The organism is Noviherbaspirillum suwonense (genome assembly GCF_900182955.1).
Taxonomy (GTDB): Bacteria; Pseudomonadota; Gammaproteobacteria; order Burkholderiales; family Burkholderiaceae_D; genus Noviherbaspirillum_A; species Noviherbaspirillum_A suwonense.
Window position 1 is genome coordinate 160,392 of record NZ_FXUL01000011.1, and the last position, 24,652, is coordinate 185,043.

At 65.5% G+C, this 24,652-nt stretch carries 32 protein-coding genes; 5 read left to right on the forward strand and 27 right to left on the reverse strand.

Annotated features, from left to right (window positions below; translation table 11 throughout):
* The first annotated feature begins 14 nt into the window (after positions 1-14).
* Both QOL82_RS15360 and QOL82_RS15365 read left to right on the forward strand, forming a co-directional pair.
* Positions 15-1,190: a Do family serine endopeptidase gene (locus QOL82_RS15360; protein WP_283443163.1), complete on the forward strand. Its 1,176-nt coding sequence runs from the start codon at positions 15-17 to the stop codon at positions 1,188-1,190.
* A 3-nt stretch (positions 1,191-1,193) separates the two neighbouring features.
* The gene (locus QOL82_RS15365) at positions 1,194-1,901 is read left to right on the forward strand and encodes a DUF2461 domain-containing protein (protein ID WP_283443164.1); all 708 of its coding nucleotides are present in this window, start codon (positions 1,194-1,196) and stop codon (positions 1,899-1,901) included.
* A gap of 330 nt (positions 1,902-2,231) precedes the next feature.
* On the opposite strand, the gene tatC is transcribed toward QOL82_RS15365, so the two are convergent.
* From tatC to QOL82_RS15485, 24 genes are all read right to left on the reverse strand, one after another.
* Positions 2,232-3,014: a twin-arginine translocase subunit TatC gene (tatC, locus tag QOL82_RS15370; RefSeq protein ID WP_283443165.1), complete on the reverse strand. Its 783-nt coding sequence runs from the start codon at positions 3,012-3,014 to the stop codon at positions 2,232-2,234.
* Positions 3,015-3,518, reverse strand: a complete 504-nt coding sequence (gene tatB / locus QOL82_RS15375) for a Sec-independent protein translocase protein TatB (protein WP_283443166.1) — start codon at positions 3,516-3,518, stop codon at positions 3,015-3,017.
* A gap of 32 nt (positions 3,519-3,550) precedes the next feature.
* On the reverse strand, positions 3,551-3,772 hold the full coding sequence (gene tatA / locus QOL82_RS15380; protein WP_283443167.1) for a Sec-independent protein translocase subunit TatA: 222 nt from the start codon (positions 3,770-3,772) through the stop codon (positions 3,551-3,553).
* A 45-nt stretch (positions 3,773-3,817) separates the two neighbouring features.
* On the reverse strand, positions 3,818-4,180 hold the full coding sequence (locus QOL82_RS15385; RefSeq protein WP_283443168.1) for a histidine triad nucleotide-binding protein: 363 nt from the start codon (positions 4,178-4,180) through the stop codon (positions 3,818-3,820).
* An 81-nt stretch (positions 4,181-4,261) separates the two neighbouring features.
* On the reverse strand, positions 4,262-4,603 hold the full coding sequence (locus tag QOL82_RS15390) for a phosphoribosyl-ATP diphosphatase (RefSeq protein ID WP_283443169.1): 342 nt from the start codon (positions 4,601-4,603) through the stop codon (positions 4,262-4,264).
* Positions 4,600-5,022: a phosphoribosyl-AMP cyclohydrolase gene (hisI, locus tag QOL82_RS15395; RefSeq protein ID WP_283443170.1), complete on the reverse strand. Its 423-nt coding sequence runs from the start codon at positions 5,020-5,022 to the stop codon at positions 4,600-4,602. Before hisI ends, QOL82_RS15390 begins: the two co-directional genes overlap by 4 nt.
* The gene (gene hisF, locus QOL82_RS15400; RefSeq protein WP_283443171.1) at positions 5,019-5,783 is read right to left on the reverse strand and encodes an imidazole glycerol phosphate synthase subunit HisF; all 765 of its coding nucleotides are present in this window, start codon (positions 5,781-5,783) and stop codon (positions 5,019-5,021) included. Before hisF ends, hisI begins: the two co-directional genes overlap by 4 nt.
* Positions 5,780-6,574: a 1-(5-phosphoribosyl)-5-[(5-phosphoribosylamino)methylideneamino]imidazole-4-carboxamide isomerase gene (gene hisA / locus QOL82_RS15405; protein WP_283443172.1), complete on the reverse strand. Its 795-nt coding sequence runs from the start codon at positions 6,572-6,574 to the stop codon at positions 5,780-5,782. Before hisA ends, hisF begins: the two co-directional genes overlap by 4 nt.
* A 45-nt stretch (positions 6,575-6,619) precedes the next feature.
* A complete protein-coding gene (hisH, locus tag QOL82_RS15410; RefSeq protein ID WP_283443173.1) occupies positions 6,620-7,258 on the reverse strand; it encodes an imidazole glycerol phosphate synthase subunit HisH in 639 nt (212 codons plus the stop codon).
* A 27-nt stretch (positions 7,259-7,285) separates the two neighbouring features.
* Positions 7,286-7,882, reverse strand: a complete 597-nt coding sequence (gene hisB, locus QOL82_RS15415) for an imidazoleglycerol-phosphate dehydratase HisB (protein WP_283443174.1) — start codon at positions 7,880-7,882, stop codon at positions 7,286-7,288.
* 13 nt (positions 7,883-7,895) lie between these two features.
* Positions 7,896-8,984 carry a histidinol-phosphate transaminase gene (gene hisC / locus QOL82_RS15420; RefSeq protein WP_283443175.1) on the reverse strand — a complete coding sequence of 363 codons (1,089 nt, stop codon included), beginning with the start codon at positions 8,982-8,984 and terminating at the stop codon, positions 7,896-7,898.
* Positions 8,975-9,772 carry a DNA-methyltransferase gene (locus QOL82_RS15425; protein ID WP_283443176.1) on the reverse strand — a complete coding sequence of 266 codons (798 nt, stop codon included), beginning with the start codon at positions 9,770-9,772 and terminating at the stop codon, positions 8,975-8,977. The genes hisC and QOL82_RS15425 overlap by 10 nt, the downstream gene beginning before the upstream one ends.
* 15 nt (positions 9,773-9,787) lie before the next feature.
* Complete coding sequence (gene hisD / locus QOL82_RS15430) at positions 9,788-11,101, reverse strand: histidinol dehydrogenase (RefSeq protein WP_283443177.1); 1,314 nt, start codon at positions 11,099-11,101, stop codon at positions 9,788-9,790.
* A gap of 73 nt (positions 11,102-11,174) precedes the next feature.
* Positions 11,175-11,822: an ATP phosphoribosyltransferase gene (gene hisG / locus QOL82_RS15435; RefSeq protein ID WP_283443202.1), complete on the reverse strand. Its 648-nt coding sequence runs from the start codon at positions 11,820-11,822 to the stop codon at positions 11,175-11,177.
* Between the two features lie 14 nt (positions 11,823-11,836).
* Positions 11,837-13,087, reverse strand: coding sequence for a UDP-N-acetylglucosamine 1-carboxyvinyltransferase (gene murA / locus QOL82_RS15440; protein WP_283443178.1), 1,251 nt, complete (start codon positions 13,085-13,087; stop codon positions 11,837-11,839).
* Positions 13,087-13,323: a BolA family protein gene (locus tag QOL82_RS15445; protein WP_283443203.1), complete on the reverse strand. Its 237-nt coding sequence runs from the start codon at positions 13,321-13,323 to the stop codon at positions 13,087-13,089. Before QOL82_RS15445 ends, murA begins: the two co-directional genes overlap by 1 nt.
* Positions 13,324-13,371: 48 nt before the next feature.
* Complete coding sequence (locus QOL82_RS15450; protein ID WP_283443179.1) at positions 13,372-14,127, reverse strand: ABC transporter permease; 756 nt, start codon at positions 14,125-14,127, stop codon at positions 13,372-13,374.
* On the reverse strand, positions 14,124-15,032 hold the full coding sequence (locus QOL82_RS15455) for an ABC transporter ATP-binding protein (RefSeq protein ID WP_283443180.1): 909 nt from the start codon (positions 15,030-15,032) through the stop codon (positions 14,124-14,126). The genes QOL82_RS15450 and QOL82_RS15455 overlap by 4 nt, the downstream gene beginning before the upstream one ends.
* Before the next feature lie 215 nt (positions 15,033-15,247).
* Positions 15,248-15,499 (reverse strand): STAS domain-containing protein, encoded by a 252-nt coding sequence (locus QOL82_RS15460; RefSeq protein WP_283443181.1) that lies wholly within the window; start codon positions 15,497-15,499, stop codon positions 15,248-15,250.
* A gap of 5 nt (positions 15,500-15,504) precedes the next feature.
* Entirely contained in the window at positions 15,505-16,143 is a 639-nt protein-coding gene (locus QOL82_RS15465; protein ID WP_283443182.1) for an MlaC/ttg2D family ABC transporter substrate-binding protein, read from the reverse strand.
* Between the two features lie 52 nt (positions 16,144-16,195).
* Positions 16,196-17,122 carry an MlaA family lipoprotein gene (locus QOL82_RS15470; protein WP_283443183.1) on the reverse strand — a complete coding sequence of 309 codons (927 nt, stop codon included), beginning with the start codon at positions 17,120-17,122 and terminating at the stop codon, positions 16,196-16,198.
* Positions 17,119-17,595, reverse strand: coding sequence for an outer membrane lipid asymmetry maintenance protein MlaD (mlaD, locus tag QOL82_RS15475; RefSeq protein WP_283443184.1), 477 nt, complete (start codon positions 17,593-17,595; stop codon positions 17,119-17,121). The genes QOL82_RS15470 and mlaD overlap by 4 nt, the downstream gene beginning before the upstream one ends.
* A 24-nt stretch (positions 17,596-17,619) precedes the next feature.
* Positions 17,620-18,402, reverse strand: a complete 783-nt coding sequence (gene mlaE, locus QOL82_RS15480; RefSeq protein ID WP_283443185.1) for a lipid asymmetry maintenance ABC transporter permease subunit MlaE — start codon at positions 18,400-18,402, stop codon at positions 17,620-17,622.
* Positions 18,399-19,202 (reverse strand): ABC transporter ATP-binding protein, encoded by an 804-nt coding sequence (locus QOL82_RS15485; RefSeq protein ID WP_283443186.1) that lies wholly within the window; start codon positions 19,200-19,202, stop codon positions 18,399-18,401. The genes mlaE and QOL82_RS15485 overlap by 4 nt, the downstream gene beginning before the upstream one ends.
* 195 nt (positions 19,203-19,397) lie before the next feature.
* Here QOL82_RS15485 and QOL82_RS15490 point away from each other — a divergent pair, with 195 nt between their 5' ends.
* Positions 19,398-21,041 carry an MBL fold metallo-hydrolase gene (locus QOL82_RS15490; protein ID WP_283443187.1) on the forward strand — a complete coding sequence of 548 codons (1,644 nt, stop codon included), beginning with the start codon at positions 19,398-19,400 and terminating at the stop codon, positions 21,039-21,041.
* A gap of 80 nt (positions 21,042-21,121) precedes the next feature.
* Here QOL82_RS15490 and QOL82_RS15495 read toward each other — a convergent pair whose 3' ends face one another.
* Positions 21,122-22,441, reverse strand: a complete 1,320-nt coding sequence (locus QOL82_RS15495) for a PQQ-dependent sugar dehydrogenase (protein ID WP_283443188.1) — start codon at positions 22,439-22,441, stop codon at positions 21,122-21,124.
* A 184-nt stretch (positions 22,442-22,625) separates the two neighbouring features.
* Positions 22,626-23,099: a CreA family protein gene (locus QOL82_RS15500; RefSeq protein ID WP_283443189.1), complete on the reverse strand. Its 474-nt coding sequence runs from the start codon at positions 23,097-23,099 to the stop codon at positions 22,626-22,628.
* Positions 23,100-23,187: 88 nt separating this feature from the next.
* Here QOL82_RS15500 and QOL82_RS15505 point away from each other — a divergent pair, with 88 nt between their 5' ends.
* Both QOL82_RS15505 and QOL82_RS15510 read left to right on the forward strand, forming a co-directional pair.
* Positions 23,188-23,790, forward strand: a complete 603-nt coding sequence (locus QOL82_RS15505) for a chromate transporter (RefSeq protein ID WP_283443190.1) — start codon at positions 23,188-23,190, stop codon at positions 23,788-23,790.
* Entirely contained in the window at positions 23,787-24,365 is a 579-nt protein-coding gene (locus QOL82_RS15510; RefSeq protein WP_283443191.1) for a chromate transporter, read from the forward strand. The genes QOL82_RS15505 and QOL82_RS15510 overlap by 4 nt, the downstream gene beginning before the upstream one ends.
* An 83-nt stretch (positions 24,366-24,448) precedes the next feature.
* Here the strand turns inward: QOL82_RS15510 and QOL82_RS15515 are convergent.
* Positions 24,449-24,652: hypothetical protein (locus tag QOL82_RS15515; RefSeq protein WP_283443192.1), on the reverse strand; the 204-nt coding region annotated here is incomplete at its 5' end.

Consider the following 24,652-nt stretch of genomic DNA (forward strand, 5'->3'; position numbering starts at 1 on the left):
CACCCTTCTTCTTTATGCGACGTCTCTGGTTAGTGTTTGCCCAAACCGTCACAATCGGTCTGGCCCTGTGGTTCATTGTAGCGACCCTGAAGCCCGACTGGGCGCCGCGCATCGGCGGCGGCGCCCAGCAGGTGCGCCTCAACAATTCGACCGTGCCGATGCAGGAAGCCATCGCGCCGCCCAGCCCGCACCAGGGTTCCTACCGCGAGGCGTCGCAGCGGGCGATGCCGGCGGTGGTCAATATCTTTACCAGCAAGGGCGCCAAGACGTCGCGCAATCCGCTGATGGAAGACCCCCTGCTGCGCCGCTTCTTCGGCGAACGCCAGGGCGAGCAGGAAGAAAAGCAGTCCAGCCTGGGTTCCGGCGTCATCGTCAGCCCGGAAGGCTACATCCTGACCAATAACCACGTCGTGGAATCGGCCGACGAAATCGAGATCGCGCTGGCGGATGGGCGCAAGGCAGCGGCGAGGCTGGTCGGCACCGACCCGGAGACCGACCTGGCCGTCATCAAGGTCGACCTCAAGGACCTGCCGGCGATCACGCTGGCGCAGCTCGACCAGACCCGGGTCGGCGACGTGGTGCTGGCGATCGGCAATCCGTTCGGCGTCGGCCAGACGGTCACGATGGGCATCGTCTCGGCGCTGGGCCGCAATCACCTCGGCATCAACACCTTCGAGAATTTCATCCAGACCGATGCCGCGATCAACCCGGGCAATTCGGGCGGCGCGCTGGTCGACACCAACGGCAACCTGCTGGGCATCAACACCGCGATCTATTCCCGCACAGGCGGCTCGCTCGGCATCGGCTTCGCGATCCCGGTGACGACGGTCAAGACCGTGATGGAATCCATCATCCGCACCGGCCAGGTGGTGCGCGGCTGGATAGGCGTGGAGCCGCAGGACATCACGCCCGAACTGGCCGAAAGCTTCGGCCTGGAGCGCAAGTCGGGCACCATCATCGCCGGCGTGCTGCGCAACGGCCCGGCCGACCGCGCCGGCATGCGGCCCGGCGACATCCTGATCGAGGTCGACGGCCAGCCGGTCAAGGACACGACGGACATGCTCAACGTGATCGCCCAGCTCCAGCCGGGCAAGAAGGCCGGGATGAAAGTGCTGCGCAAGAACGCCGAGGCCAGCCTCGACGTCACCGTCGGCACCCGCCCGAAAATGCAGACCGCGCCGGCCGAGTAAGCGATGCACGTACGCGACCTCGCCCAATACCTGGCCGAACTGGCCGAGAACAATAACCGCGCCTGGTTCGTGATGAACAAGCCGCGCTACGACATCCTGCGCGCCGAGTTCCTGGAAATGACGACAAGGCTGATCGCCGGCATTACCCGGTTCGACCCCGCGGTAGCAGCCTGCAATCCGAAAAAAGCCCTGTTCCGCATCAACCGCGACCTGCGCTTCGCCCGCGACCCCAAGCCCTACAAGACCCACTTCTCCGCAGCCATCACCGCCAGCGGCCTGAAAAAGCCCAGCCAGGGCGGCGGCCCCGCCTACTATTTCCACGTCGACGAAACCGGCCAGCTCCTGATCGCCGGCGGCGAGTACATGCCGCCGCCCGACCGCCTGCGACAGATACGCCGCCAGGTGATCGCCGACGCCGACGGCTTCTCCGCCATGCTGAAAAACCGCAAGCTGCGCGCCGCCTACGGCGACCTGCAAACCGAAGGCAAGCTGACCCGCCCACCCAAGGGCTTCGACGCCGACACCCCGCATGCCGACTACATCCGGCACAAGAGCTTCATCGTCTGGAACGAGCGCAGCGTCGCTGGCATGACTGGCGACGAGATGGAGCGCATCGTGCTGGAAAACTTTCGCGATGCGCAGGCGTTGGTTCAGTGGCTGCGCACGGTGCCGGGGGACAGCCAGGGCGAGATGGCGCCGAGCCGGAATTAATAAGCCACAGCCTATCAAGCCGAAAAGCCACCTTTAAACAAAGCAGTTTCGCGCAGCGACCAAAGCAGTTGCCCGCGCAGCGACCGTTGCCGTTGCAGTTAGCCCCGCGCAGCGACCGTTGCCGTTGTTTGTGAACTGGCCGTTGCTGTGGCAGTGGCTGTTGCCTTTGAAGTGGCCGTTGCAGTGAATCCCCGTTAGATGGCGACGCGTCGCCATCTAACGGGGATTCACTGCAACGGCAACGGCCACTTCACAAGCAGCGGCAGCGGCAAGGGCAAGGCCAACCGCAACGGCCATCGCCACCAACCTCCCCGCAGGCATGCCCCCACCTCACCCCCCCGAGCTTCCCTCCGTATTTTCCTCCGGCGCCCGCGTCGCCCGCGCAAACAACGGCGCCGCCAGCAACCCAATCTCAAACAGCACGCACATCGGCACCGCCAGGAACAGCTGGCTCATCACGTCCGGCGGCGTCACCACCGCTGCGATCACGAACGCGCCGACGATCACATACGGCCGGATGGCTTTCAGCTTCTCCACCGTCATCAGATTCATCCGCACCAGCACCACCACCACCACCGGCACTTCGAAGGTCACCCCGAACGCCAGGCACATGGTCATCACGAAGTCGAGATAGTTTTCAATGTCCGGGGCCACCGTGATCGATTTCGGCGCAAAGTCGTAGATGAAGCGGAACACCTTGCCGAACACGAAGAAGTAGCAGAATGCGACCCCGAGGACGAACAGCAGCGAGGAGGACACCACCAGCGGCGCGACCAGCCGCTTCTCATGGGTATACAGGCCGGGGGCGACGAAGGCCCAGACCTGGTACAGCACCCACGGCAGCGCGATGATGAAGGCCGCCAGCAGCGTCACCTTCATCGGCACCAGGAATGGCGTGATCACGCCGGTGGCGATCATTTTTGCGTCGCCGGGCAGCGCGATCATCATCGGGCGGGCGATGAAGTCGTAGACCGCGGCGGGGCCGGGCCAGATGGCGACCAGCGCGAGGAAGACGAGCAGCACCACGGCCACCGCCTTGACCAGGCGATTGCGCAGTTCTACCAGGTGGGAAATAAAGGTGTCCTGCGCGCCGGCTTGCGGTTCTTCAGCCATTTAATAAAACGAGTTGGTGGATTTGCGGCTGCCTGCGGGGCGATACCGGGCGACACGGGCGGCGCCTGAAATGACCCGGGACTTGCGGCCGTTTTGCCGCTTGAACCAGGTCGGCACGGCGGACGTGCGGGCCAGCTTCTTCTTGCGGAAACCTTTTGCCTTGACCGAATGCTGCTCGGGCGTCGGCGGGTCGATCAGCGGGTTGGTCGACCCGGTGAAATCGTCGTTCCAGCCGCTGCTGACGGCGTCGCGCACTTCCGACGCATTCTGCGAGATCGACTGCTCGACCGTGCTCGCCGCGTCCCTGACCTCGGCCTGCATCTTGCGGAATTCGTCGAGGTCGATTTCGCGGCTGACTTCCTGCTTCACATCATTGATGTAGCGCTGCGCGCGGCCGAACAGCGAGCCGGCCATGCGCGCGACGCGGGGAAGCTTTTCCGGGCCGATCACGACCAGCGCCACCACGCCGATCATGGCGATCTTGGTCAGGCCGAGATCGATCATGGGGCGCTACCCTGCGCGATATGCATGCGCTGTCAGCTCCGGTTCTTTTCTTTGGCCTCGACGTCGATGGTCGCCTTGTCGGCCACCGTCGGCGGCGCGCCGGCAACCCGGTCTTCCTCGCCCTTGACGCCGTCCTTGAAGCCCTTGACTGCCTTGCCGAGGTCGGAACCCATGTTGCCTATCTTCTTGGTGCCGAATACCAGCATCACGATGACCAGCACGATGAGCCAGTGCCATACGCTGAATGAACCCATTTGTTTCTCCTTGCGGAACGCTGTGTTCCAGATTGATTTGCCGGATTACCGCTGTCCGCGCCACGGACGCGGTCCGCCGATGACGTGCAGATGCAGATGGTATACCTCTTGCCCGCCATCCGGTCCGGTGTTGAACAGGCTCTTGAAGCCACCGGCGCCGGCTTCGGCGTCGTAGCCGCAACCCAATTGTTGCGCCAGTTTCGGCGCGAGCAGCATCATTTTACCCAACAACGCCGCATGCCGTTCGCCGCAGTCGGCCAGCGTCGCGATATGTTCCCTGGGCACGATCAGCACATGGACCGGCGCGGCCGGGTTGATGTCGTGAAATGCGATCAGGTCCTCGTCCTCGTGGATGAGCTTCGAAGGGATCTGGCCGGCTGCGATCTTGCAAAAAATACAGTTGTCCAACTTGTTCTCCATTGGTTGCCGCGGCGATGTCGAAGGCGTTGTCAGCAGCGATATTCAGTCGCGCCGCTCTTCATGCCCGCGCTAGGACAGCTTGCGGCTCGCTTTTTCCTCGATGCCCGAGATGCCTTCGCGCCGCGCCAGTTCCTTGAGCACGTCGTCCGGCGTCAGATTAAACTGCGCCAGCATGACCAGCGTATGAAACCAGAGGTCGGCGCATTCGTACAACACCTTGGCATTGTCGCCGTCGACGCGCGCGTCCTTGGCCGCCATCACCGTTTCGGTCGCTTCCTCGCCGATCTTTTTCAGGATCGCGTCGTCGCCCTTGGCGAAAAGCCGGCTGACGTAGGACTTGTCGGGGTCGCCGCCGTTCGCCGGCTTGCGCGACTCGATCACTTCGGCCAGCCGCCTTAAGGTATCGCTCATGCTTTTGGTTTCTCTTTACTGTAAATGCTGTCGGGATTCTTCAGCACGGGGTCGACCGCCAGCCACTCGCCGTCAGCGGCGCTGCCCTCGAATTTCTGGAAAAAGCAGGAATGCCGGCCGGTATGGCAGGCGATGCCGTCGACCTGCTCGACTTTCAGCAGCACCACGTCCTCGTCGCAGTCGAGCCGGATCTCGTGCACCTTCTGCACGTGGCCGGACTCCTCGCCCTTGTGCCACAGCTTCTTGCGCGAGCGGCTCCAGTAGACCGCCTGGCCGTACTCGACCGTGCGCGACAGCGCTTCCCGGTTCATCCAGGCAAACATCAGCACGTCGTTGGTCGCCACTTCCTGCGCAATCACCGGCACCAGGCCGTTCTCGTCCCAGCGCACCTTGTTCAGCCATTTTGCCTTGACGCTCATGCCAGCCTCACCGCGATGCCGCGCTCGGCCATGTAGCGCTTGGCTTCCTGCACCGTGTGCTGGCCGTAATGGAAGATGCTGGCCGCCAGCACCGCGTCGGCATGGCCGGTCTTCACGCCGTCGGCCAGGTCCTGCAGGCCGCCGACGCCGCCGGAGGCGATGACCGGGATGCTGATCGCATCCGACACCGCGCGCGTGAGCGCCAGGTCGAAGCCGGAGCGGGTGCCGTCGCGGTCCATGCTGGTCAGCAGGATTTCGCCGGCGCCCAGCATCTGCATCTTGCGCGCCCATTCGACCGCGTCCAGCCCGGTGTTCTTGCGGCCGCCGTGGGTATAGACCTCCCAGCGGTTGTCGGCGCCGCGCTTGGCGTCGATGGCGACGACGATGCATTGCGAGCCGTACTTGTCGGCCGCGTCCCGCACCAGCTGCGGGTTGGTGACGGCCGAGGTGTTGATGCTGACCTTGTCGGCGCCGGCGTTGAGCAGCCGCCGCACGTCTTCCACGACGCGCACGCCGCCGCCCACCGTCAGCGGGATGAAGACCTGCGAGGCCACCGCCTCGATGATGTGCAGGATCAGGTCGCGCTCGTCGCTCGACGCGGTGATGTCGAGGAAGGTCAGCTCGTCCGCGCCCTGGTCGTCGTAGCGGCGCGCGATTTCCACCGGGTCGCCGGCGTCCCGCAGCTCGACAAAGTTGACGCCTTTCACTACCCGGCCGGCCGTGACGTCCAGGCAGGGAATGATGCGTTTTGCCAGTGTCATGACTGCCCGGCTTCGCGCTGCGCGTCGACGCTGGACAGGTCGTCGGCCCGTTCCTGCGCCTGGCGCAGGTCGAGCGAGCCTTCGTAGATCGAGCGGCCGCAGATCACGCCTTCGATGCCCTCGTCCTGCACCGCGCACAGCGCCTCGACGTCGCGGATGTCATGCACGCCGCCCGAAGCGATGACGGGTATCGTCATGCTGCGCGCCAGGCGCACGGTGGCCTCGATGTTGACCCCGCCCATCATGCCGTCGCGGCCGATGTCGGTGTAGACGATGGCCTCGCAGCCGTAGTCCTCGAATTTCTTCGCCAGGTCCAGCACTTCATGGCCGGACAGCTTGCTCCAGCCATCCGTGGCGACCTTGCCGTCCTTCGCATCCAGGCCGACGATGATCTGGCCGGGAAAGGCGCTGCAGGCATCGTGCAGGAAACCCGGGTTCTTGACCGCGGCGGTGCCGATGATGATGTAGGACAGGCCGCCGTCCAGGTAGCGCTCGATGGTGTCGAGGTCGCGCACGCCGCCGCCGAGCTGCACCGGGATCTCGTCGACATCGTTGTCGATCGCATACTCGCGCACCGCCTTGATGATGGCCTTGACGGCCAGCTCATTGCGCGGCTTGCCGGCAAACGCGCCGTTCAGGTCGACCAGGTGCAGGCGGCGCGCGCCCTGGGCCAGCCAGTGCCGCGCCATCTCGGCCGGGTCTTCGGAAAATACGGTCGCTTGCTCCATGTCGCCCTGTTTCAGGCGTACGCAGTGTCCGTCTTTGAGATCGATAGCAGGTATTAGCAGCATGGCTAAGGGGGAATGTCAGGTTGATGGAAGAAATGGAGGAAATGCTCAGGGCTTCCAGTTTGCAAAGTTGCGGTACAGCTGCAAGCCGGCCGAAGCGCTTTTCTCCGGGTGGAACTGGGTGGCGAAAATATAATCGCGTCCGACCGCGCACGCAAATTCGCCGCCGTAGTCGGTTACGCCGTAGACATGCGTCGCGTCGCCGGGCGCCGCATGGTAACTGTGGACGAAATAGAAATAGCTGTTGTCCGCGACGCCTTCCCACATCGGGTGGCCCGCGGTCTGGCGCACGCGGTTCCAGCCCATCTGCGGCACCTTGAAGCGCGAGCCGTCTTCCTGCAGCCGGTCTTCGAGGTTGAAGCGGACCACCTTGCCGGGCAGCAGGCCCAGGCAGGGCGTGTCGCCTTCCTCGCTCCAGTCGAACAGCATCTGCTCGCCGACGCAGACGCCCAGCAGGGGCTTGATTTTCGACGAGGCGATCACCGCTTCTTCCAGCCCGGAGCTGCGCAGGCTGCGCATGCAGTCGCGCATCGCGCCCTGCCCTGGCAGCACGATGCGGTCGGCGGCGCGGAGGTCCGCGACTTCACCGGAAATGCGCACGTCGGCTTCGGGCGCGACATGGCGCAGCGCCTGCGCCACCGAGCGCAGGTTGCCCATGCCGTAATCCACTACCACGATCTTGTTCATGTTGGAAAGGAAACCTCGTTGCCGGGTTTACAGGCTGCCCTTGGTCGACGGGATGGTGCCGGCGGCGCGCGGGTCGAGTTCGGCGGCCATGCGCAGCGCACGGCCAAATGCCTTGAACACGGTTTCGCACTGGTGGTGGGCGTTGACGCCGCGCAGGTTGTCGATATGCAGCGTGATCAGCGCGTGGTTGACGAAGCCCTGGAAAAACTCGTGGACCAGGTCGACATCGAAGTTGCCGATCATCGACCGGGTAAATGGCACGTGGAATTCAATGCCGGGACGGCCGGAAAAGTCGATCACCACGCGCGACAGCGCCTCGTCCAGCGGCACGTAGGCATGGCCGTAGCGGCGCAGGCCCTTCTTGTCGCCGACCGCCTTGGCGACCGCCATGCCCAGCGTGATGCCGACGTCTTCCACCGTGTGGTGGGCGTCGATGTGCAGGTCGCCCGTGGCCTGGATGTCGATGTCAATCAGGCCATGGCGCACGATCTGGTCCAGCATGTGGTCCAGGAAAGGCACGCCGGTGTTCAGGTTCTGCTTGCCGCTGCCGTCGAGATTGATGGCGCAGCGGATCTGGGTTTCGTTGGTGTTGCGGACAACTTCCGCAATGCGTGGCGTAGACATGAATTAAACCAGGTTAGGGAGCGAGCGCGGTCTGGAGGGCGTCCAGGAACAGCTTGTTTTCTTCCGGGGTGCTGACCGTGACACGCAAACAATTATGCAGCAAAGCGTGCATTTTACCGACATTTTTGACCAGCACCTTCTGTTCCAGCAGCCGGGCGTGGACCTGGGTCGCGTCCAGCCCCGGCCGATTGATGCGCAGCAGCACGAAATTGGCTGCCGACGGGAAAACCTCGACGCCGGGCATGGCTGCCAGCAGGTCGCGCACCCGGCTGCGCTCGGCGCGCAGCAGCGCCGCCTGCTCGTCCAGCACCTCGCTGTGCGCCAGCACGAACTCGGCGGCGGCCTGGGTCAGCACGTTGATGTTGTACGGCGGCCTGACTTTCTCGATTTCATTGAGCAGCGCGGCGCTGGCCGACAGGTAGCCGAGCCGGATGCCGGCCAGGCCCAGCTTGGAGACGGTGCGCATCACCACCAGGTTGTCGAATTCGGCCAGGCGCGGCATGAAGCTGGTTGGCGCAAATGGCTGGTAGGCCTCGTCGACCACCACCAGGCCGCTGTCGCCGACCGCGCGCAGGATGTCGACGATGGCGGCCTCGTCGAACAGGCTGCCGGTCGGGTTGTTCGGATACGCCAGGTAGGTGATGACCGGCTTGTGCTCGGCAATCGCGGCCAGCATCGCGTCGCGGTCCAGGCTGAAGTCGGGCTTCAGGTCCACGCCGACGAATTCCAGCCCGGCGAACTGGGCCGACATCGCATACATGACGAAGGTCGGCACCGGCGCCAGCACGCGGGCGCCGGGCCGGGCGCAGGCGACCGACAGCATGGAGATCAGTTCGTCGGAGCCGTTGCCCAGCACCACGTCGTAGCCGTCCGGCACGCCCAGCTTGTCGCAGATCGCCGCCTTCAGCGCGGTGTAGGACGGCGTCGGGTAGCGGTTCATCGCGACGTCGGCCAGCCGCCGGCCGAGTTCCGCGCGCAGCGCTTCGGGCAGCTGGTACGGGTTTTCCATCGCGTCGAGCTTGGTGCAGCCGGCGGCGTCCTGCACATGGTAGGCGGACAGCGCGCGGACGTCGGGACGGATGATGTTGTCTATCAGGGACATGGTGTGCTCACGGTTGCGGCGGCGTCCGCTTCGGGCTGCAGCGCCGCCAGTCGTTGTTCTATCAGTTTGCAGTAGTCGGGGTTGAGTTCGAAGCCGACGAAGTCGCGATTGCAGCGGCGCGCGGCCACTGCCGTGGTGCCGCTGCCGAGGAAGGGGTCCAGCACCAGACCGCCGGGCGGGCAGGATGCTTTCACCATGCGCTCGATGATTTCCAGCGGCTTCTGGGTCGGATGGTCGGCGCGCTCCCGGTGTTCCCGGTGCAGCCGCGACACGCTCCAGACATCCTTCGGGTTGTAGCCCATTTCCAGCCACTTGGCGCCGACGAAGATCGAGCGCGAACGGGCCTTCTTGGTCTCGGCGTCGTACGGCACGCGCACCGCGTCGATGTCGAAATAATAATCGCGGGCATTGACGAAGAAGCCGACCGTGTCATGCACCGACGAATAGCGCCGGGTGCTGCCGCCCATCGACGGCACCCGGCGGTCCCAGATGATCTCGTTCATCATCGTCATCCGCTGCTTGAGCATCACGAACACTTCCGGGCTGTAGCGCCAGGTCAGGAAGATGTAGAGGCTGCCGCTGGGCTTGAGCTTCTTCAGCGCCGCGTCGACCCAGGCCGCGGTCCATTCCAGGTAGGCCGCGCTTTCCATCCGGTCGGAATCGTTGCCGTAATCCTTGCCGAGGTTGTACGGCGGGTCGGCGATGATGAGGTCGGCCACGCCGTCCGGCAGCCGCGCGATTCCCTTGACCGCGTCCTCGCAGAAAACGCGGTTGCGCCAGTTATCCAACGCCGGGCCCGCGCGTCATTTGAAGCGGAACTCGGCCGAGCGGGCATGCGCCTGCAGGCCTTCGCCATAGGCGAGTTCGGCCGCCACCTGGCCCAGCGTGCGGGCGCCCGCCTCGCTGACCTGGATCACGCTGGAACGCTTCTGGAAGTCGTATACGCCCAGCGGCGACGAGAAGCGCGCGGTGCGCGAGGTCGGCAGCACGTGGTTGGGGCCGGCGCAGTAGTCGCCGATGGACTCGGACGAGAAGCGGCCGAGGAACATCGCGCCGGCATGGCGGATGCGGTGCGACCACTGCAGCGGGTTTTCCGCCGAGATTTCCAGGTGCTCGGGCGCGATGAAGTTGGCGATCTCGCAGGCCTCGTTCATGTCGCGCACCTTGATCATCGCGCCGCGGTCGGCCAGCGACGTGCGGATGGTGTCGCGGCGCGGCATGTCGTCCAGCAGCCGGTCTATGCTCTGCTGCACGCGCTCGATGTAATCGGCGTCCGGGCAGACCAGGATGGACTGCGCCAGCTCGTCATGCTCGGCCTGCGAGAACAGGTCCATCGCGACCCAGTCGGGGTCGGTGCTGCCGTCGCACAGCACCAGGATCTCGGACGGCCCGGCGATCATGTCGATGCCGACCGTGCCGAACACGCGGCGCTTGGCGGCGGCGACATAAGCGTTGCCGGGGCCGACGATCTTGTCGACCGCGGGAATGATGTCGGTGCCGTAGGCCAGCGCGCCGACCGCCTGCGCGCCGCCGATAGTGAACACGCGGCTGACGCCGGCGATCGCGGCGGCGGCCAGCACCAGCGGGTTCTTCACGCCGGCCGGAGTCGGCACCACCATGATGATTTCCTGCACGCCGGCGACATGCGCGGGGATCGCGTTCATCAGCACCGACGACGGGTAGGCGGCCTTGCCGCCCGGGACATAGATGCCGACCCGGTCCAGCGGCGTGACTTTCTGGCCCAGCACAGTGCCGTCGTCCTCGGTGTAGAGGAAGCCGTCGGAGCCGCATTCCTGCTTCTGCCGCTCGTGGTAGGCGCGCACCCGGTCGGCGGCGACCTGCAGCGCCTCGCGCCGCGCCGGCTCCAGCCCGGCCAATGCCGCATGCAGCTCGTCCTGGCGGATTTCCAGCGCCGACACCGACGCCGCGTCGAGCTGGTCGTAGCGGTTGGTGTACTCCAGCACCGCGGCGTCGCCGCGCGCCTTCACGTCGGCCAGGATGGCGGCGGCGGCACGGTCGATGGCGTCATCCTCGGCAGCCTCGAACGCCAGCACCGCGCGCAGCTGGGCGTTGAAGTCCGCATCGTTCGAGTCGAGCTTGCGTAGTTGTACTGGCATGGCGTGTCCGGTGTTTGCAGTAGGTTAAGCGGCGTGATTGGCGATCTGGCCGGTAATGCGGTTTGCGGCGTGGTCAGCGGTGCGAGGCCCGCTCGAAGGCGTCGATGATGGGCTGCAGCCGCTCGCGCTTGAGCTTCAGCGCCGCCTGATTCACGACCAGGCGCGAGGAAATGTCCATCATGTGCTCGACTTCGACCAGCTTGTTGGCCTTGAGCGTGCTGCCGGTGCTGACCAGGTCGACGATGGCGTCCGACAGGCCGACCAGCGGCGCCAGCTCCATCGAGCCGTACAGCTTGATCAGGTCCACGTGCACGCCCTTGGCCGCGAAATGCTGGCGCGCGGTCTCGGTGTACTTGGTGGCGACCCTGAGGCGCGCGCCCTGCTTCACCGCGCTCGCATAGTCGAAGCCGGCCGACACCGCGACCGACATCCGGCACTTCGCGATGTTGAGGTCGATCGGCTGGTACAGCCCTTCGCCGCCATGCTCGAGCAGCACGTCCTTGCCGGCCACGCCGAAGTCGGCGGCGCCATGCTGCACATAGGTCGGCACGTCGGACGCGCGGACGATGATGACCCGCAGCAGCGGGTCGTTGGTCGACAGGATAAGCTTGCGCGAGGTTTCCGGGTTCTCGGTCACCGTGATGCCGGCCGCTTCCAGCAGCGGCAGGGTTTCCTCGAAAATGCGGCCCTTGGACAGCGCCAGCGTCAGTTGCCCGTTCAGTTGTTGCGGAGTCATCAGCCTATCCTCCGGATGTCGGCGCCGACGGCGGACAGCTTGTCCTCCATCCGGTCATAGCCGCGGTCGAGGTGATAGATGCGGTCGACCACGGTCTCGCCGCGCGCGGCCAGGCCGGCGATGACCAGCGAGGCCGAGGCCCGCAGGTCGGTCGCCATCACCGGCGCGCCGACCAGGTGATCGACGCCGGCGATGATCGCGGTATGGCCCTCGATGCCGATGCAGGCGCCGAGCCGGTTCATTTCCTGCACATGCATGAAGCGGTTCTCGAAGATGGTCTCGGTGACCCGGCTGCTGCCGTCGGCGATGCAGTTCAGCGCCATGAACTGCGCCTGCATGTCGGTCGGGAAGCCCGGATACTCGGTGGTGCGGAAGCTCACCGCCTTCGGCCGCGCGGCCATCTGCGCCCTGATCCAGTTGGGGCCGCTGGTCAGCACCACGCCGGCCTCGCGCAGCTTGTCGATGGCGACGTCGAGGATGTCGGTGCGCACATTGGTCAGCGTGATGTCGCCGCCGGCGGCCGCGACCGCGCACAGGAAAGTGGCGGTCTCGACCCGGTCCGGGATCACCGCGTGGGTCGCGCCATGCAGGCTGTCGACGCCCTGTATCACCAGGCGGTCGGTGCCGATGCCGGAAATCTTCGCGCCCATCGCCGCCAGCAGGTTGGCGAGGTCGGTGACTTCCGGCTCGCGCGCGGCATTTTCCAGCACGGTCTCGCCTTCGGCCAGCGTCGCGGCCATCAGCAGGTTCTCGGTGCCGGTGACGGTGATCATGTCGGTCACGATGCGCGCGCCCTTCAACTTCCTGGCTTTCGCATGGATGTAGCCGGCCTCGATGCGGATATCCGCGCCCATCGCCTTCAGGCCCTTGATGTGCTGGTCGACCGGCCGCGAGCCGATCGCGCAGCCGCCCGGCAGCGACACCCAGGCCTCGCCGAAGCGCGCCAGCAGCGGCCCCAGCACCAGGATGGCGGCGCGCATGGTCTTCACCATTTCGTATGGCGCCTCGAGCTTGTCGACGCGGGCGCCGTTCATGGCGATGCGCTCGCTGTCTTCCTCGGCGCGCAGGCCCATCTGCCGCAGCAGCTTGAGCATGGTGCTGACGTCCTGCAGCCGCGGCACGTTGGACAGGTGGACCGTGTCGGCCGTTAGCAGGCCGGCGCACAGGATGGGCAGCGCCGCGTTCTTGGCGCCGGAAATGGCGATTTCGCCGGACAGGCGCTTGCCGCCCGTGATTGACAGTTTCTGCATTACTTTTGGAATTCTTCGGGTGTCAGCGTCTTCATCGACAACGCATGGATTTCTTCGCGCATGCGGTCGCCGAGCGCCGCATAGACCAGTTGATGGCGCTGGATCAGGCGCTTGCCGGCAAAGGCCGGCGACACGATGACTGCATTGAAATGCTGGCCGTCGCCTTCGACCTCCAGGTGCGAGCAGTCCAGGCCGGCGGCGATATAGCTCTTCACGAGTTCGGGAGTGGGCAACATGATTTCTGCCTTGTTCAGATTGGTGATGGTGAAACGCATGATCGGTCTTCAGTGCCGCAGCTTGTAGCCGCGCTTGAGCAGCGATACGGCAATGCCGGCAAGCACGACGAAGAACGAGGCGACGATAGCGAAGCTGATGCCGGGCGCAATGTCCGATTGACCGAAAAACCCGTAGCGAAAGCCGTCAATCATATAAAAAAACGGGTTCGCATGCGACACCGCGAGCCAAAAAGGCGGCAGCGAGTGTATGGAATAGAACACGCCGGCCAGGAAAGTTGCCGGCATGATCAGGAAATTCTGGAATGCGGCCAGCTGGTCAAATTTTTCCGCCCAGATGCCGGCGATCAGGCCCATGGTGGCGAGGATGGCCGAGCCGAGCAGCGCGAATGCGATGATCCATAGCGGCGCGACGAAGCTCAGGTGCGCGAACCAGGCGGTGATGACGAACACGCCCAGGCCAACCGCCAGCCCGCGCAGCATGCCGGCCAGCACATAGGCGGAAAACATTTCCCAGTGGGACAGCGGCGCCAGCAGCACGAACACCAGGTTGCCGGTGATCTTGGACTGGATCAGCGAAGAAGACGAATTGGCGAACGCATTCTGCAGCACGCTCATCATCACCAGGCCGGGCACCAGGAAGGCGGTGTAGGAAACGCCCGGATACACTTCCATGCGGCCTTCCAGCACGTGGCCGAAGATCAGCAGGTAGAGCATGGCCGTGACGATGGGCGCGGTCAGGGTCTGGGTCGCGACTTTCCAGAAGCGCAGGACTTCCTTGTAGAACAGGGTGCGGAAGCCGATCATTTATTGCCTTCCATGATTTCGATAAAGACGTCTTCCAGGTCGGCCTGGTGCAGCTGCATGTCCTCGATCACCGCGCCGGACTGGCGCAGCGCAGCGAGTATCGGCTCGACGTCGGTGTATTCGGCGATGCGGAACACCGCCCGGTTGCTGCCCGGCTCCAGCGGATGCGACAGCAGCGGCGCCAGCGAGGCCGGCATGGCCGCGCCCGACAGCCGCACTTCGAGCTGCGAACCCGAGATGCGGTTGATCAGCGCGTCGGTGGTGTCCAGCGCCACGACCTTGCCGCCGCGCAGCATCGCGATCCGGTTGCACAGCGCCTGCGCCTCTTCCAGGTAGTGCGTGGTCAGCACCACGGTGTGGCCCTCGCGGTTCAGGCGCGCGATGAATTTCCACAGCGTCTGGCGCAGTTCGACGTCGACGCCGGCGGTCGGCTCGTCGAGCACGATGACCGGCGGCTTGTGCACCAGCGCCTGCGCGACCAGCACCCGGCGCTTCATGCCACCAGACAGCGAGCGGGTGTTGGCGTCAGCCTTGTTGGTCAGGTCGAGGTGATGCATGACCTCGTCTATCCAGGCATCGTTCTTGGCCAGGCCGAAATAGCCGGACTGCATGCGCAGCGTTTCGCGTACCGTGAAGAACGGGTCGAACACCAGTTCCTGCGGCACCACGCCGAGCAGGCTGCGCGCCTTGCGGTAATCCTTGACGACATCGTGGCCCATGATCTTCACGCTGCCGGAATCGGCGCGGTTGAGGCCGGCGAGGATGGAGATCAGCGTGGTCTTGCCGGCGCCGTTAGGCCCCAGCAAGCCAAAAAACTCGCCTTCCTCAATGGAGAATGTGACACCGCCCAGCGCTTGCAGCGTGCCGTAGCGTTTCATTACCTGGTCTATCTGGATGGCGGCCATGCGGACTTTTTGTTGTTGCGGATGAACCCGCGGGCAGCAGGGCCGGCGGGCGAAAGGCAATGATTATAGGGGATTTCCGCGGAGGCAATCCGCGGCAGGGAACACGGGGCGGGGACAATGGGCCGGTCGGACGAATCCGGCGGCCCATCGACGGCAATGGCCGCGGCCCGGGGTAATGCGCCGTCGCGCGCTAACCCGGGCCGCGCCGGGGAGCTCTAGAGGAGGTCGGCCACGCCATACAGCCCGGCCAGGCTCTGCAGGCTGGCCGGGGCATTTTTCAGCGCCAGCGGCGCATTGCGGGAAGCGGCGGCGCGCTTCCAGGCCAGCAGCGTGGCGACGGCGGACGAGTCCACCGTCGCCAGCCGGGACAGGTCGATTTCCGGCTGGCCGGCCGCAATGGCGCGCAGGCCTTCGGACAGCACCAGCCTGGCGTTGGCGAGGGTCAGCGATTCGGCGGGCTGGTACATCTGGCTCAGGACTTGGCGCCGGTCTTGATGCCGCCGGCGGCCAGCCGCTTGTTGCGCTCGGCCAGGGTCTTGATCAGGCCGTCGATGCCGCCCTTGCTGATTTCGCTGGCGAAATTGCCCTTGTAGGTTTCCACCAGCCAGGCGCCCAGCACGTTCAGGTCATAGATCTTCCAGCTGTTGCCCGCCTTGGAAAGCCGGTAATTGAGCTGGATCGGCTCGCCGCGCTGCTGCACCACCTGCGAACGCACCTCGACTTCGGTATCGGCCGGGTCGTTGCGCATCGGCCTGAATTCCAGCTGCTGGTCGCGGATCTGGGCGATCGCGCCGGCATATGTGTAGACCAGCAGGTCGCGGAATTCCTCGGTCAGCCGTTTCTGCTGGTCGGGCGTGGCTTCGCGCCAGTAGCGGCCGGCGGCCAGCGAGGTCATGCGCTGGAAATCGACGTTGGGCAGGATCTTGGCCTGCACCACTTCCAGGATTTTCTGCTGGTTGCCGCTCTGGATGTCCTTGTCGGACTTGGCGGTCTCCAGCACTTCCTGGCTGATGCGCTTGACGAAGGCGTCGGCGGCTTCCTGCGCCTGGGCGGCGCCGGCAAAGCCGAGGACGCCGACGGTAACGATTGCTGCTAAAAGTTTTCTGAACATAATCTCGCTTCCTGGTGTGTTTCACGACGTCGGCAAGAGCCGGCTGTTGCACTTATTTGGCAGGTTCGCCGGACGGCGCGGGAATGAATGCCGGCTGGTTGCCGGAGGCGGCTGGCGCAGCCGGCGCCTTGTCCTGTTGGGCATCCTTGTTGCCCGTGGGTTCCGTAGATGGTGCCGTTGCGCCGCCATTCAATGACGAACTGTTGTCTGATTTCGTATCCAAATCATCATCATCCGGCAGCGCGCGGTAGGCCGCATCGGCGCCACGCTCGCGATTGCTGCTGATCTTGCCGGCGCGGCGCTGCAGATACGCGTCGCGGATGAACTCGTAACGGTCCAGCGCGGCATCCTCGACCAGGTTGGACGCGTCCAGCACGCCGGCGCGCATGTCGACGACCCGCAGCGCGGTGCCGATATAGCGCGTCGGGTCCGGGTTCACATAGGTCCAGGGGTCGCCGGCGAAGTCGACCGGCAGCGCCACCGAGTCGCGCATCGTGGACGAGCCGAGCAGCGGCAGCACCACGTACGGGCCGGACTGCACGCCCCAGACGCCCAGCGTCGCGCCGAAATCCTGGCGGTGTTTCTGCAGGCCGGCCTCGCTGCCGATGTCGAGCAGGCCGCCCAGCCCCAGCGTGGTGTTGACGGCGAAGCGCATCACGTCGGTGACGCCATCGGCCACCCTGCCCTGCAGCAGGTTGTTGACCGCGGTCCAGACGTCGCCGAGGTTGCCGAAGAAATTGTAGACGCCGGTCTGCACGAAGGACGGCAGCACGCGCTTGTAGACGGTGGCCACAGGCTTCAGCGCATACTGGTCGACCTTGTCATTGAAGTTGAACATGGTCCGGTTGAAGCGCTCGTACGGATCGACCGGGTTGCGCGCGGCGGCATTGTCGCCGCTGCCGGCGCCGCCGGTGGTGGCGCAGCCGGAAAGGACGATGACGAGGCCCAGTGCGGGCGCCAGCAAGGATGGGGATTTCATTGTTTTTGTTCCTCTTTTCCTTCAGCCGCCTTACTGAAGAGAAATTGGCTGATCAGGTTTTCAAGCACGATCGCGGATTGGGTCATGGTGATGCGGTCGCCCGCCGCCAAGTTGTTGGTGTCGCCGCCCGGCTCCAGGCCGATGTATTGCTCGCCGAGCAGGCCGGAGGTCAGGATCTTGGCCGAACTGTCCTTCGGAAACGCATAGCCGCTCTGCATTTTCAGGCGCACTTCCGCCTGGAAGGTCTTGCCGTTCAGGCCGATGTTGTCGACCCGGCCGACCACCACGCCGGCGCTCTTGACCGGCGCGCCCGGCTTCAGCCCGCCTATATTGTCGAAGCGGGCGGTGACGTCGTAGGTCTTGCCGAACGACAGCGAACTCATGTTGCCGGCCTTCAGCGCCAGGAACAACAGCGCTGCCGCCCCCAGTACGACGAACAGTCCGACCCATACATCCAGTGATTTGCGTTGCATAAGAATTCCTAGCTTCAATAACCGTTACTTGTTGAACATCAATGCCGTCAGCAGGAAGTCGAGCGCCAGCACCGTCAGCGAACCGATGACGACGGTGCGGGTCGTGGCGCGCGCCACGCCTTCCGGGGTTGGCTTGGCTTCGTAGCCCTGGTACAGCGCAATGAAAGTCACCGCGATGCCGAAAACGATGCTCTTGATCGCGCCGTTGGCGACGTCGGCCCAGACATCGACGCCCGCCTGCATCTGCGACCAGAACGCGCCCTCGTCGACGCCGATCAGCAGCACGCCGACGATATACCCGCCGATGATGCCGACCGCGCTGAAGATCGCGGCGAGGATGGGCATGGCGATCACGCCGGCCCAGAAACGCGGCGCCAGCACCCGCTGGAGCGGGTTGACCGCCATCATCTCCATCGCGGCCAGCTGCTCGCCGGCCTTCATCAGGCCGATCTCGGCGGTCAGCGAGGTGCCGGCGCGCCCGGCGAACAGCAGCGCGGTCACCACCGGCCCCAGTTCGCGCGTCAGCGACAGCGCGACCAGCAGGCCAAGCGCCTGTTCCGAACCGTACTTGTTGAGCGTGTAATAGCCCTGCAGCCCCAGCACGAAGCCGACGAACAGGCCGGAGACGCCGATGATGACGAGCGAGTAATTGCCGATGAAATGGATCTGGTCGGTCACCAGGCGCAGCCGCCGCAGCAAGCCGCCGGAGGCGCCCAGCACCGCGAAAAAGGTGCGGGTCCCGAAACCCAGGCTGACGACAAATTCACGCACGCCGCGCCCGATCGCGGCCAGGAAGGCGAGGATCATGAGCGCGCTCCCAGTCCGAGGTCCTCGGCCAGGCTGCGGCCCGGATAATGGAAAGGCACCGGCCCGTCGGCCTCGGCATGGACGAACTGCTTCACGTACGGGTCGTCCGACGCCTGCATCTGCTGCGGCGTACCGTGGGCGACGATCCGGCCCTGCGACAGGAAATAGACATAGTCGGCAATCGAAAACGACTCGTGCACATCGTGCGAGACCAGGATGGAGGTCGAGCCAAGCGCATCGTTCAGGCGGCGGATCAGGTTGGCCGTCACGCCCATCGAAATCGGGTCGAGGCCGGCGAAAGGCTCGTCGTACATGATCAGCTGCGGGTCCAGCGCGACTGCGCGCGCCAGCGCCACCCGGCGCGCCATGCCGCCGGAAATCTCGGCCGGCTTCAGTTGCGCGGCATTGCGCAGGCCGACTGCCTGCAGCTTCATCAGCACCAGGTCGCGCAGCAGCTCGTCGGGCAGGTCGCTGTGTTCGCGCAGCGGGAAGGCCACGTTTTCAAAGACCGTCAGGTCGGTAAACAGCGCGCCGTGCTGGAACAGCATGCCCATATTCCGCCGCATCCGGTACAGCGCGGGCGTGTCGTCGAAGTCGATCGCCGCCCCGTTGACCGCGATGCTGCCGCGGGACGGCGCGAGCTGGCCGCCGATCAGGCGCAGGATGGTGGTCTTGCCGGAGCCGGAGCCGCCCATGACGGCAATGACCTTGCCGCGTGGGAAATCCATCTCCAGCCCGGACAGGATGGGTCGGTCGCCATAGGCAAAATGCAGGTCGCGGATTTCTACTAGATTGGGCACAGGCAGGGCTATTTTCGGAAAATAGCGTGATTGTAGTGCAGAAAGCCATTTTGGCCCGGACAGCCGGCCCGCGCAGTGGAGGCGAAACAAGTTTCCCCCGGTAATCGAACCAATGTGCGTACTGCGGCGCACCAAATGTGGAAATTTCCACACTGCCTTACAATCATCGCCATCCAACCGACCCAGGCCCTCCGCATGACTCCGACCCTGCTCACGCCGCGCCCCGCCGCCACGCTGATCCTCGCCCGCGACGGCGCCGACGGACCGGAAGTCTTCCTGATGCAGCGCACGCTGAAGGCGAACTTCGTGGCCGGCGCCTATGTCTTCCCCGGCGGCGCGGTCGACCCCGGCGACGCCGACGCCTTCTGGGCGGACAATGCCGCCGGTTTCGACGACGCCGTCGCCAGCCGGCTGCTGGGCCTGGAACAGGGCGGGCTCGCCTACTGGATCGCGGCGATCCGCGAGACCTTCGAGGAATCCGGCCTGCTGCTGGCCACGGACGCCGCCGGCGTTGCGCCGGACGCCGACGCCCTGACCGCGCTGCGCGCGCGGGTGGCGGCCGGCGAACTGGACTTCAATGCGCTGTGCCGCGAGCGCCGGCTGCGGCCTTCGCTGACCGACCTGCGCTATTTCAGCCACTGGATCACGCCGCCCGGCCTGTCGCGCCGCTTCGACACCCGTTTCTTCCTGGCCGCCGCGCCGGCCGAGCAGGTCGCGGTGCCCGACCAGGTCGAGACCATCGCCCATGCCTGGGTCCGCCCGGAGGACGCGCTTGCAATGCAGAAGCGCGGCGAGATCGACCTGGTGTTTGCGACGATACAGACGCTCAGGGCGCTGTCCGGCTTCGACAGCGTCGACGCGATGCTGACCCATGCGCAGGCGCTGGAAGCGGTGCCGGCGCTGATGCCGCGCATCTCCACCGGCAGCGGCGGCCGGCGCATGCTGCTGCCGGCCGACCGCGCCTATGCCGAGGTCGGCAAGCTCGACCCGTTCGGCGAAGGCCAGGCCTGGTCCGAGATCACGCCGGGCCGCACGGTGCAGCTGTCGGAGCGGGTGCGGCGCCTTACCGCGCCCAATCCCGGCTACATGACCGGCCCCGGCACCAACAGCTACCTGGTCGGCGACGGCGACACGCTGGCCGTCATCGACCCCGGCCCGGACGACCTGCAGCATGTCGAGGCGCTGCTGCGGGAATCCGGCGCGGCGCTGCGCTATATTCTTGCGACCCACACGCACATGGACCATTCGCCGGCCGCGCGCCGGCTGAAAGCGCTGACCGGCGCCGAAGTGCTGGGCATGCCGGCGCCGCTCCATGCGCGCCAGGACCAGGACTTCGCGCCCGACCGGGTGCTGCGCCACGGCGAGCGCATCGCGGTGGGCAATGCGACGCTGCGGGTCGTGCACACGCCCGGCCATGCATCCAATCACCTGTGCTACCTGCTGGAAGAGGAAAAGCTGCTGTTCACGGGCGACCACATCATGCAGGGCTCGACCGTGGTCATCAACCCGCCGGACGGAAACATGCAGGCGTATTTCGATGCGCTGCGGGCGCTGCTGCAGGAGGACCTGGAATGGCTGGCGCCGGGCCATGGCTTCCTGATCGACCATCCGCACCGGGCGGTGCGGCGGCTGCTCGCGCACCGGCAGACCCGCGAGGACAAGGTGCTGCGCGCACTGCGCGAAAGCGGCGCAACGCTGGATGCGCTGCTGCCGCGGGTCTATGACGACGTGCCGGCCGAGCGCCATGCGATGGCGGCCCGCTCGCTGTTTGCGCACCTAGAAAAGCTGGCCGCGGAGGGGAAGGCGGTTATGGATGGCGATACGTGGCGGGCGGCCTGACCAGCTCGCGCGCGTGATGCGGGACGCGCAACGCCGCTAGCCGGCCAGCCGCTGCAACCCGGGGCTGCAGGAGCGTAAGGCTATTTCGCCGTCGTCACGCGCCAGATCACGTTGCCGACGTCGTCGGCCACCAGCAGCGCGCCTGACTTATCCACCGTGACGCCGACCGGCCGCCCGAGCGCGTCGCCGTCGTCGTTGACGAAGCCGGTCAGGATGTCCTCGGTCTCTCCGGCCGGCATGCCCTTGTCGAATGGGACGAACACCACCTTGTAGCCGCTGCGCGGCTTGCGGTTCCAAGAGCCGTGCTGGCCGATGAAGGCGCCGTTCACATACCGCTTGGGCAGCAGGTCGCCCTGGTAGAACACCAGGCCGAGCGAAGCTGTATGGGGCCCCAGCGCGTAATCGGGCTTGGTCGCCTTCGACACCATTTCCGGGCGCGGCGGCTTGACCCGGGCGTCGACGGTCTGGCCGTAGTAGCTGTACGGCCAGCCATAAAACGCGCCTTCCTTCACCGACGTCAGGTAGTCCGGCACCAGGTCGCTGCCGATTTCGTCGCGCTCGTTGACCACGGTCCAGAGCGCCCCGGTCTGCTGCTGCCAGGCCATGCCGTTCGGATTGCGCAGGCCCGAGGCATACAGCCGCGTCTTGCCGTTGGCCGGATCGATTTCCAGTATCGCCGCACGATTTTCCTCGGCCTCGATGCCGTTCTCGGCGACGTTGCTGTTGGAGCCCACGGTCACGTACAGCTTGCGGCCGTCGCGGCTGGCGATCACGTTCTTGGTCCAGTGGTGATTGATCGGCCCGGCCGGCAGGTCGGCCACCTTGACGCCCTCGCCGCTGATGCGGGTCTCGCCGGCCTTGTACGGGAAGCGCACCACCGCATCGGTGTTGGCGACGTACAGCGTGTTGCCGACCAGCGTCATGCCGAACGGCGAATTGAGGCCCTCGAGGAACACGGTTTTCATCTCCGCGACGCCGTCGCCGTCGGCGTCGCGCAGAAGGGTGATGCGGTTGGCGCTGGGGGTGCCGGCGCCGGCCCGCTTCATCACCAGCTTCATGATCTTGCCCTTGATGCCCTTGCTGTCCTCCGGCTTGGGCGGCGCATTGGTTTCGGCCACCAGCACGTCGCCATTGGGCAGCGTGTACAGCCAGCGCGGATGGTCGAGCCCGGACGCATAGGCGGCCACGGCCAGTCCGGCCGCCGCGGTCGGCTTGCCGTCTTGCGGCCAGCCCTTGGCCGGCGCGATGTGCACGGTCGGCAGCAGCGTATGGTTGGGCGGAGGGAGGGTCGGGTTGGGACCGGTGCCCGCCTTCAGCGGCAGGGTCGCCTGCTCGCAGCCGGCAAGCAGAAGAACCAGCGCGGGGACCAGCACAGGCAAGGCGCCACGAGCGATTTTCATGAAATGTTCTCCGATAAATTGAGCATGGCGACGGTACATCGATCCCGGCGCAGGCGCCATGTAATCGCTGCGCGCCATGTAAATCGTGCATGTCAATACGACACGATTGCATGCGGCCCGGCGCTCTGTCCGGCGGCACGCCTGCGTCTTTCTACGTCATTGCAAGATATGGGCCGGCCAGCCCCTACTTTTCCAGCGGCACCGTCTGTCCCGCGGGCAGCGGCACCGCGGTCACGCTGTTCTGCGGGCTGCCCTCGATCAGCCGGTCCGAATAGACCATGTAGATCAGCGCATTGCGCTTGACGTCGACCATGCGCACCACGCGCACCCGCTTGAACAGGATGGACGAGCGTTCGCTGAAGACTTCCTCCTGCTGCGGCAGCTTGCCGTTGAAGCGGATCTCGCCGACCTGGCGGCAGGCGACCGAGGCGTCGGCCTTGTCTTCGGCAATGCCGATCGCGCCCTTGATGCCGCCGGTCCGCGCGCGCGATAGGTAGCAGGCGACGCCGCCGACCTTGGGGTCGTCATACGCATCGACCACGATCTTGTGATTGGGTCCGATGAATTTGAACACGGTGCTGACCTCGCCCACCGTTTCGGCATGGGCCGCGGCGCAGCACAGCAGCGTGGCGGACAGGAAGTACTTGGCGGGTTTCATGGATGGCCTCCTTGCAGAAGGCGCCAGCTTAACCGAAACCCATCCCGCCCCGGTTTGCCTGTGGTCGAACCATGTGCCGAATGTTAGGATGACGGGTCCCCTGACCGTCTATTTCATGAATCCACAACCGCCGCAGGACCATCCGCAACCCCGCTCGCTGGCCGACCTGTTCTTTTCCTTTACCTTTCTCGCGCTGCAGGGCTTCGGCGGCGTGCTTGCCGTGGTCCAGCTCGAACTGGTCGAACGCAAGCGCTGGCTGACCAGGGAGGAGTTCATCGAAGACTGGGCAGTCGCGCAGATCATGCCCGGCCCGAATGTCGTGAACCTGTCGATGATGATAGGCAGCCGCTACTTCGGCCTGCCCGGCGCCCTCGCCGCCCTGGCCGGCATGCTGGTGTTCCCGCTGATCGTGGTGCTGCTGATGGCGCTGGCCTACAGCCGCTATGCCGGCCACCCGGGCGTCGCCGGCGCGCTGCGCGGCATGGGCGCGGTCGCCGCCGGCCTGATCATCGCCAGCGGCATCAAGCTCACGCCCGCCCTGGCCCGCCACCCGCTGGGCCGCCCCGCCTGCCTGCTGCTGGCCGCGCTCTGTTTCGCCGCGGTGGCGCTGCTGCACCTGCCGCTGCTCTACGTCCTGGCCGGCCTCGGCCTGCTGGCCTGCGTGCTGACCTGGATGCGGATCAAGCCATGAGCGCGCTGCTGCAGCTGCACCCGGCCGACTGGCTCGACCTGTTCACGCATTACCTGTCGCTGTCGCTGATGGCTGTGGGCGGCGCCATCAGCACCGCGCCCGACATGCATCGCTACCTGGTGGACCAGCAGCGCTGGATGACCGAACCCCAGTTCAACGCGTCCATCACTCTGGCCCAGGCGGCCCCGGGACCCAACGTGCTGTTCGTGGCGCTGATGGGATGGCAGGTTGGCCTCAACTCGGGCAGCCTGTCGAACGCGCTGCTTGGGATGGCGATCACCATGACGGGCATGCTGCTTCCCAGCGCGACGCTGACCTATGTCGCTTCCCGCTGGGGGCACAACAATCGCGACCTGCGGTCGGTCAGGGCGTTCAAGCAGGGCATGGCGCCGGTGGTGGTTGGGCTGATTCTCGCTACGGGGTGGTTGATGAGCAGCGCTCATGGGCAGCTGGCGATCGACTGGCCGTTATGGATGGTCACGGCGGTGACGGCGCTGGTTGTCTGGAAGACGCGGGTACATTTGCTGTGGCTGCTGGCGGCGGGCGGGATATTGGGATGGTTCGGGTGGGTGTGAGTGGGCTGGTGGGCCAGCGGGCCAATGCGTAGCGCACGGTTGCCCTTGCAGTTAGCTCCGCGCAGCGACAGTTGCAGTTGCAGTTAGCTCCGCGCAGCGACAGTTGCAGTTGCAGTTGCAGTTGCAGTTGCAGTTGCAGTTGCAGTTGCAGTTGCAGTTGCAGCTGCCGTTGCTTGTGAAGTGGCCGTTGCCGTTGCAGTGAATCCCCGTTGATGACGCCACGTCGCTGGTGCCGAAATCGGATAAAGAAGCGTCCGCTGTCTGAGCGAAGCGAGTTTCGGACGCTT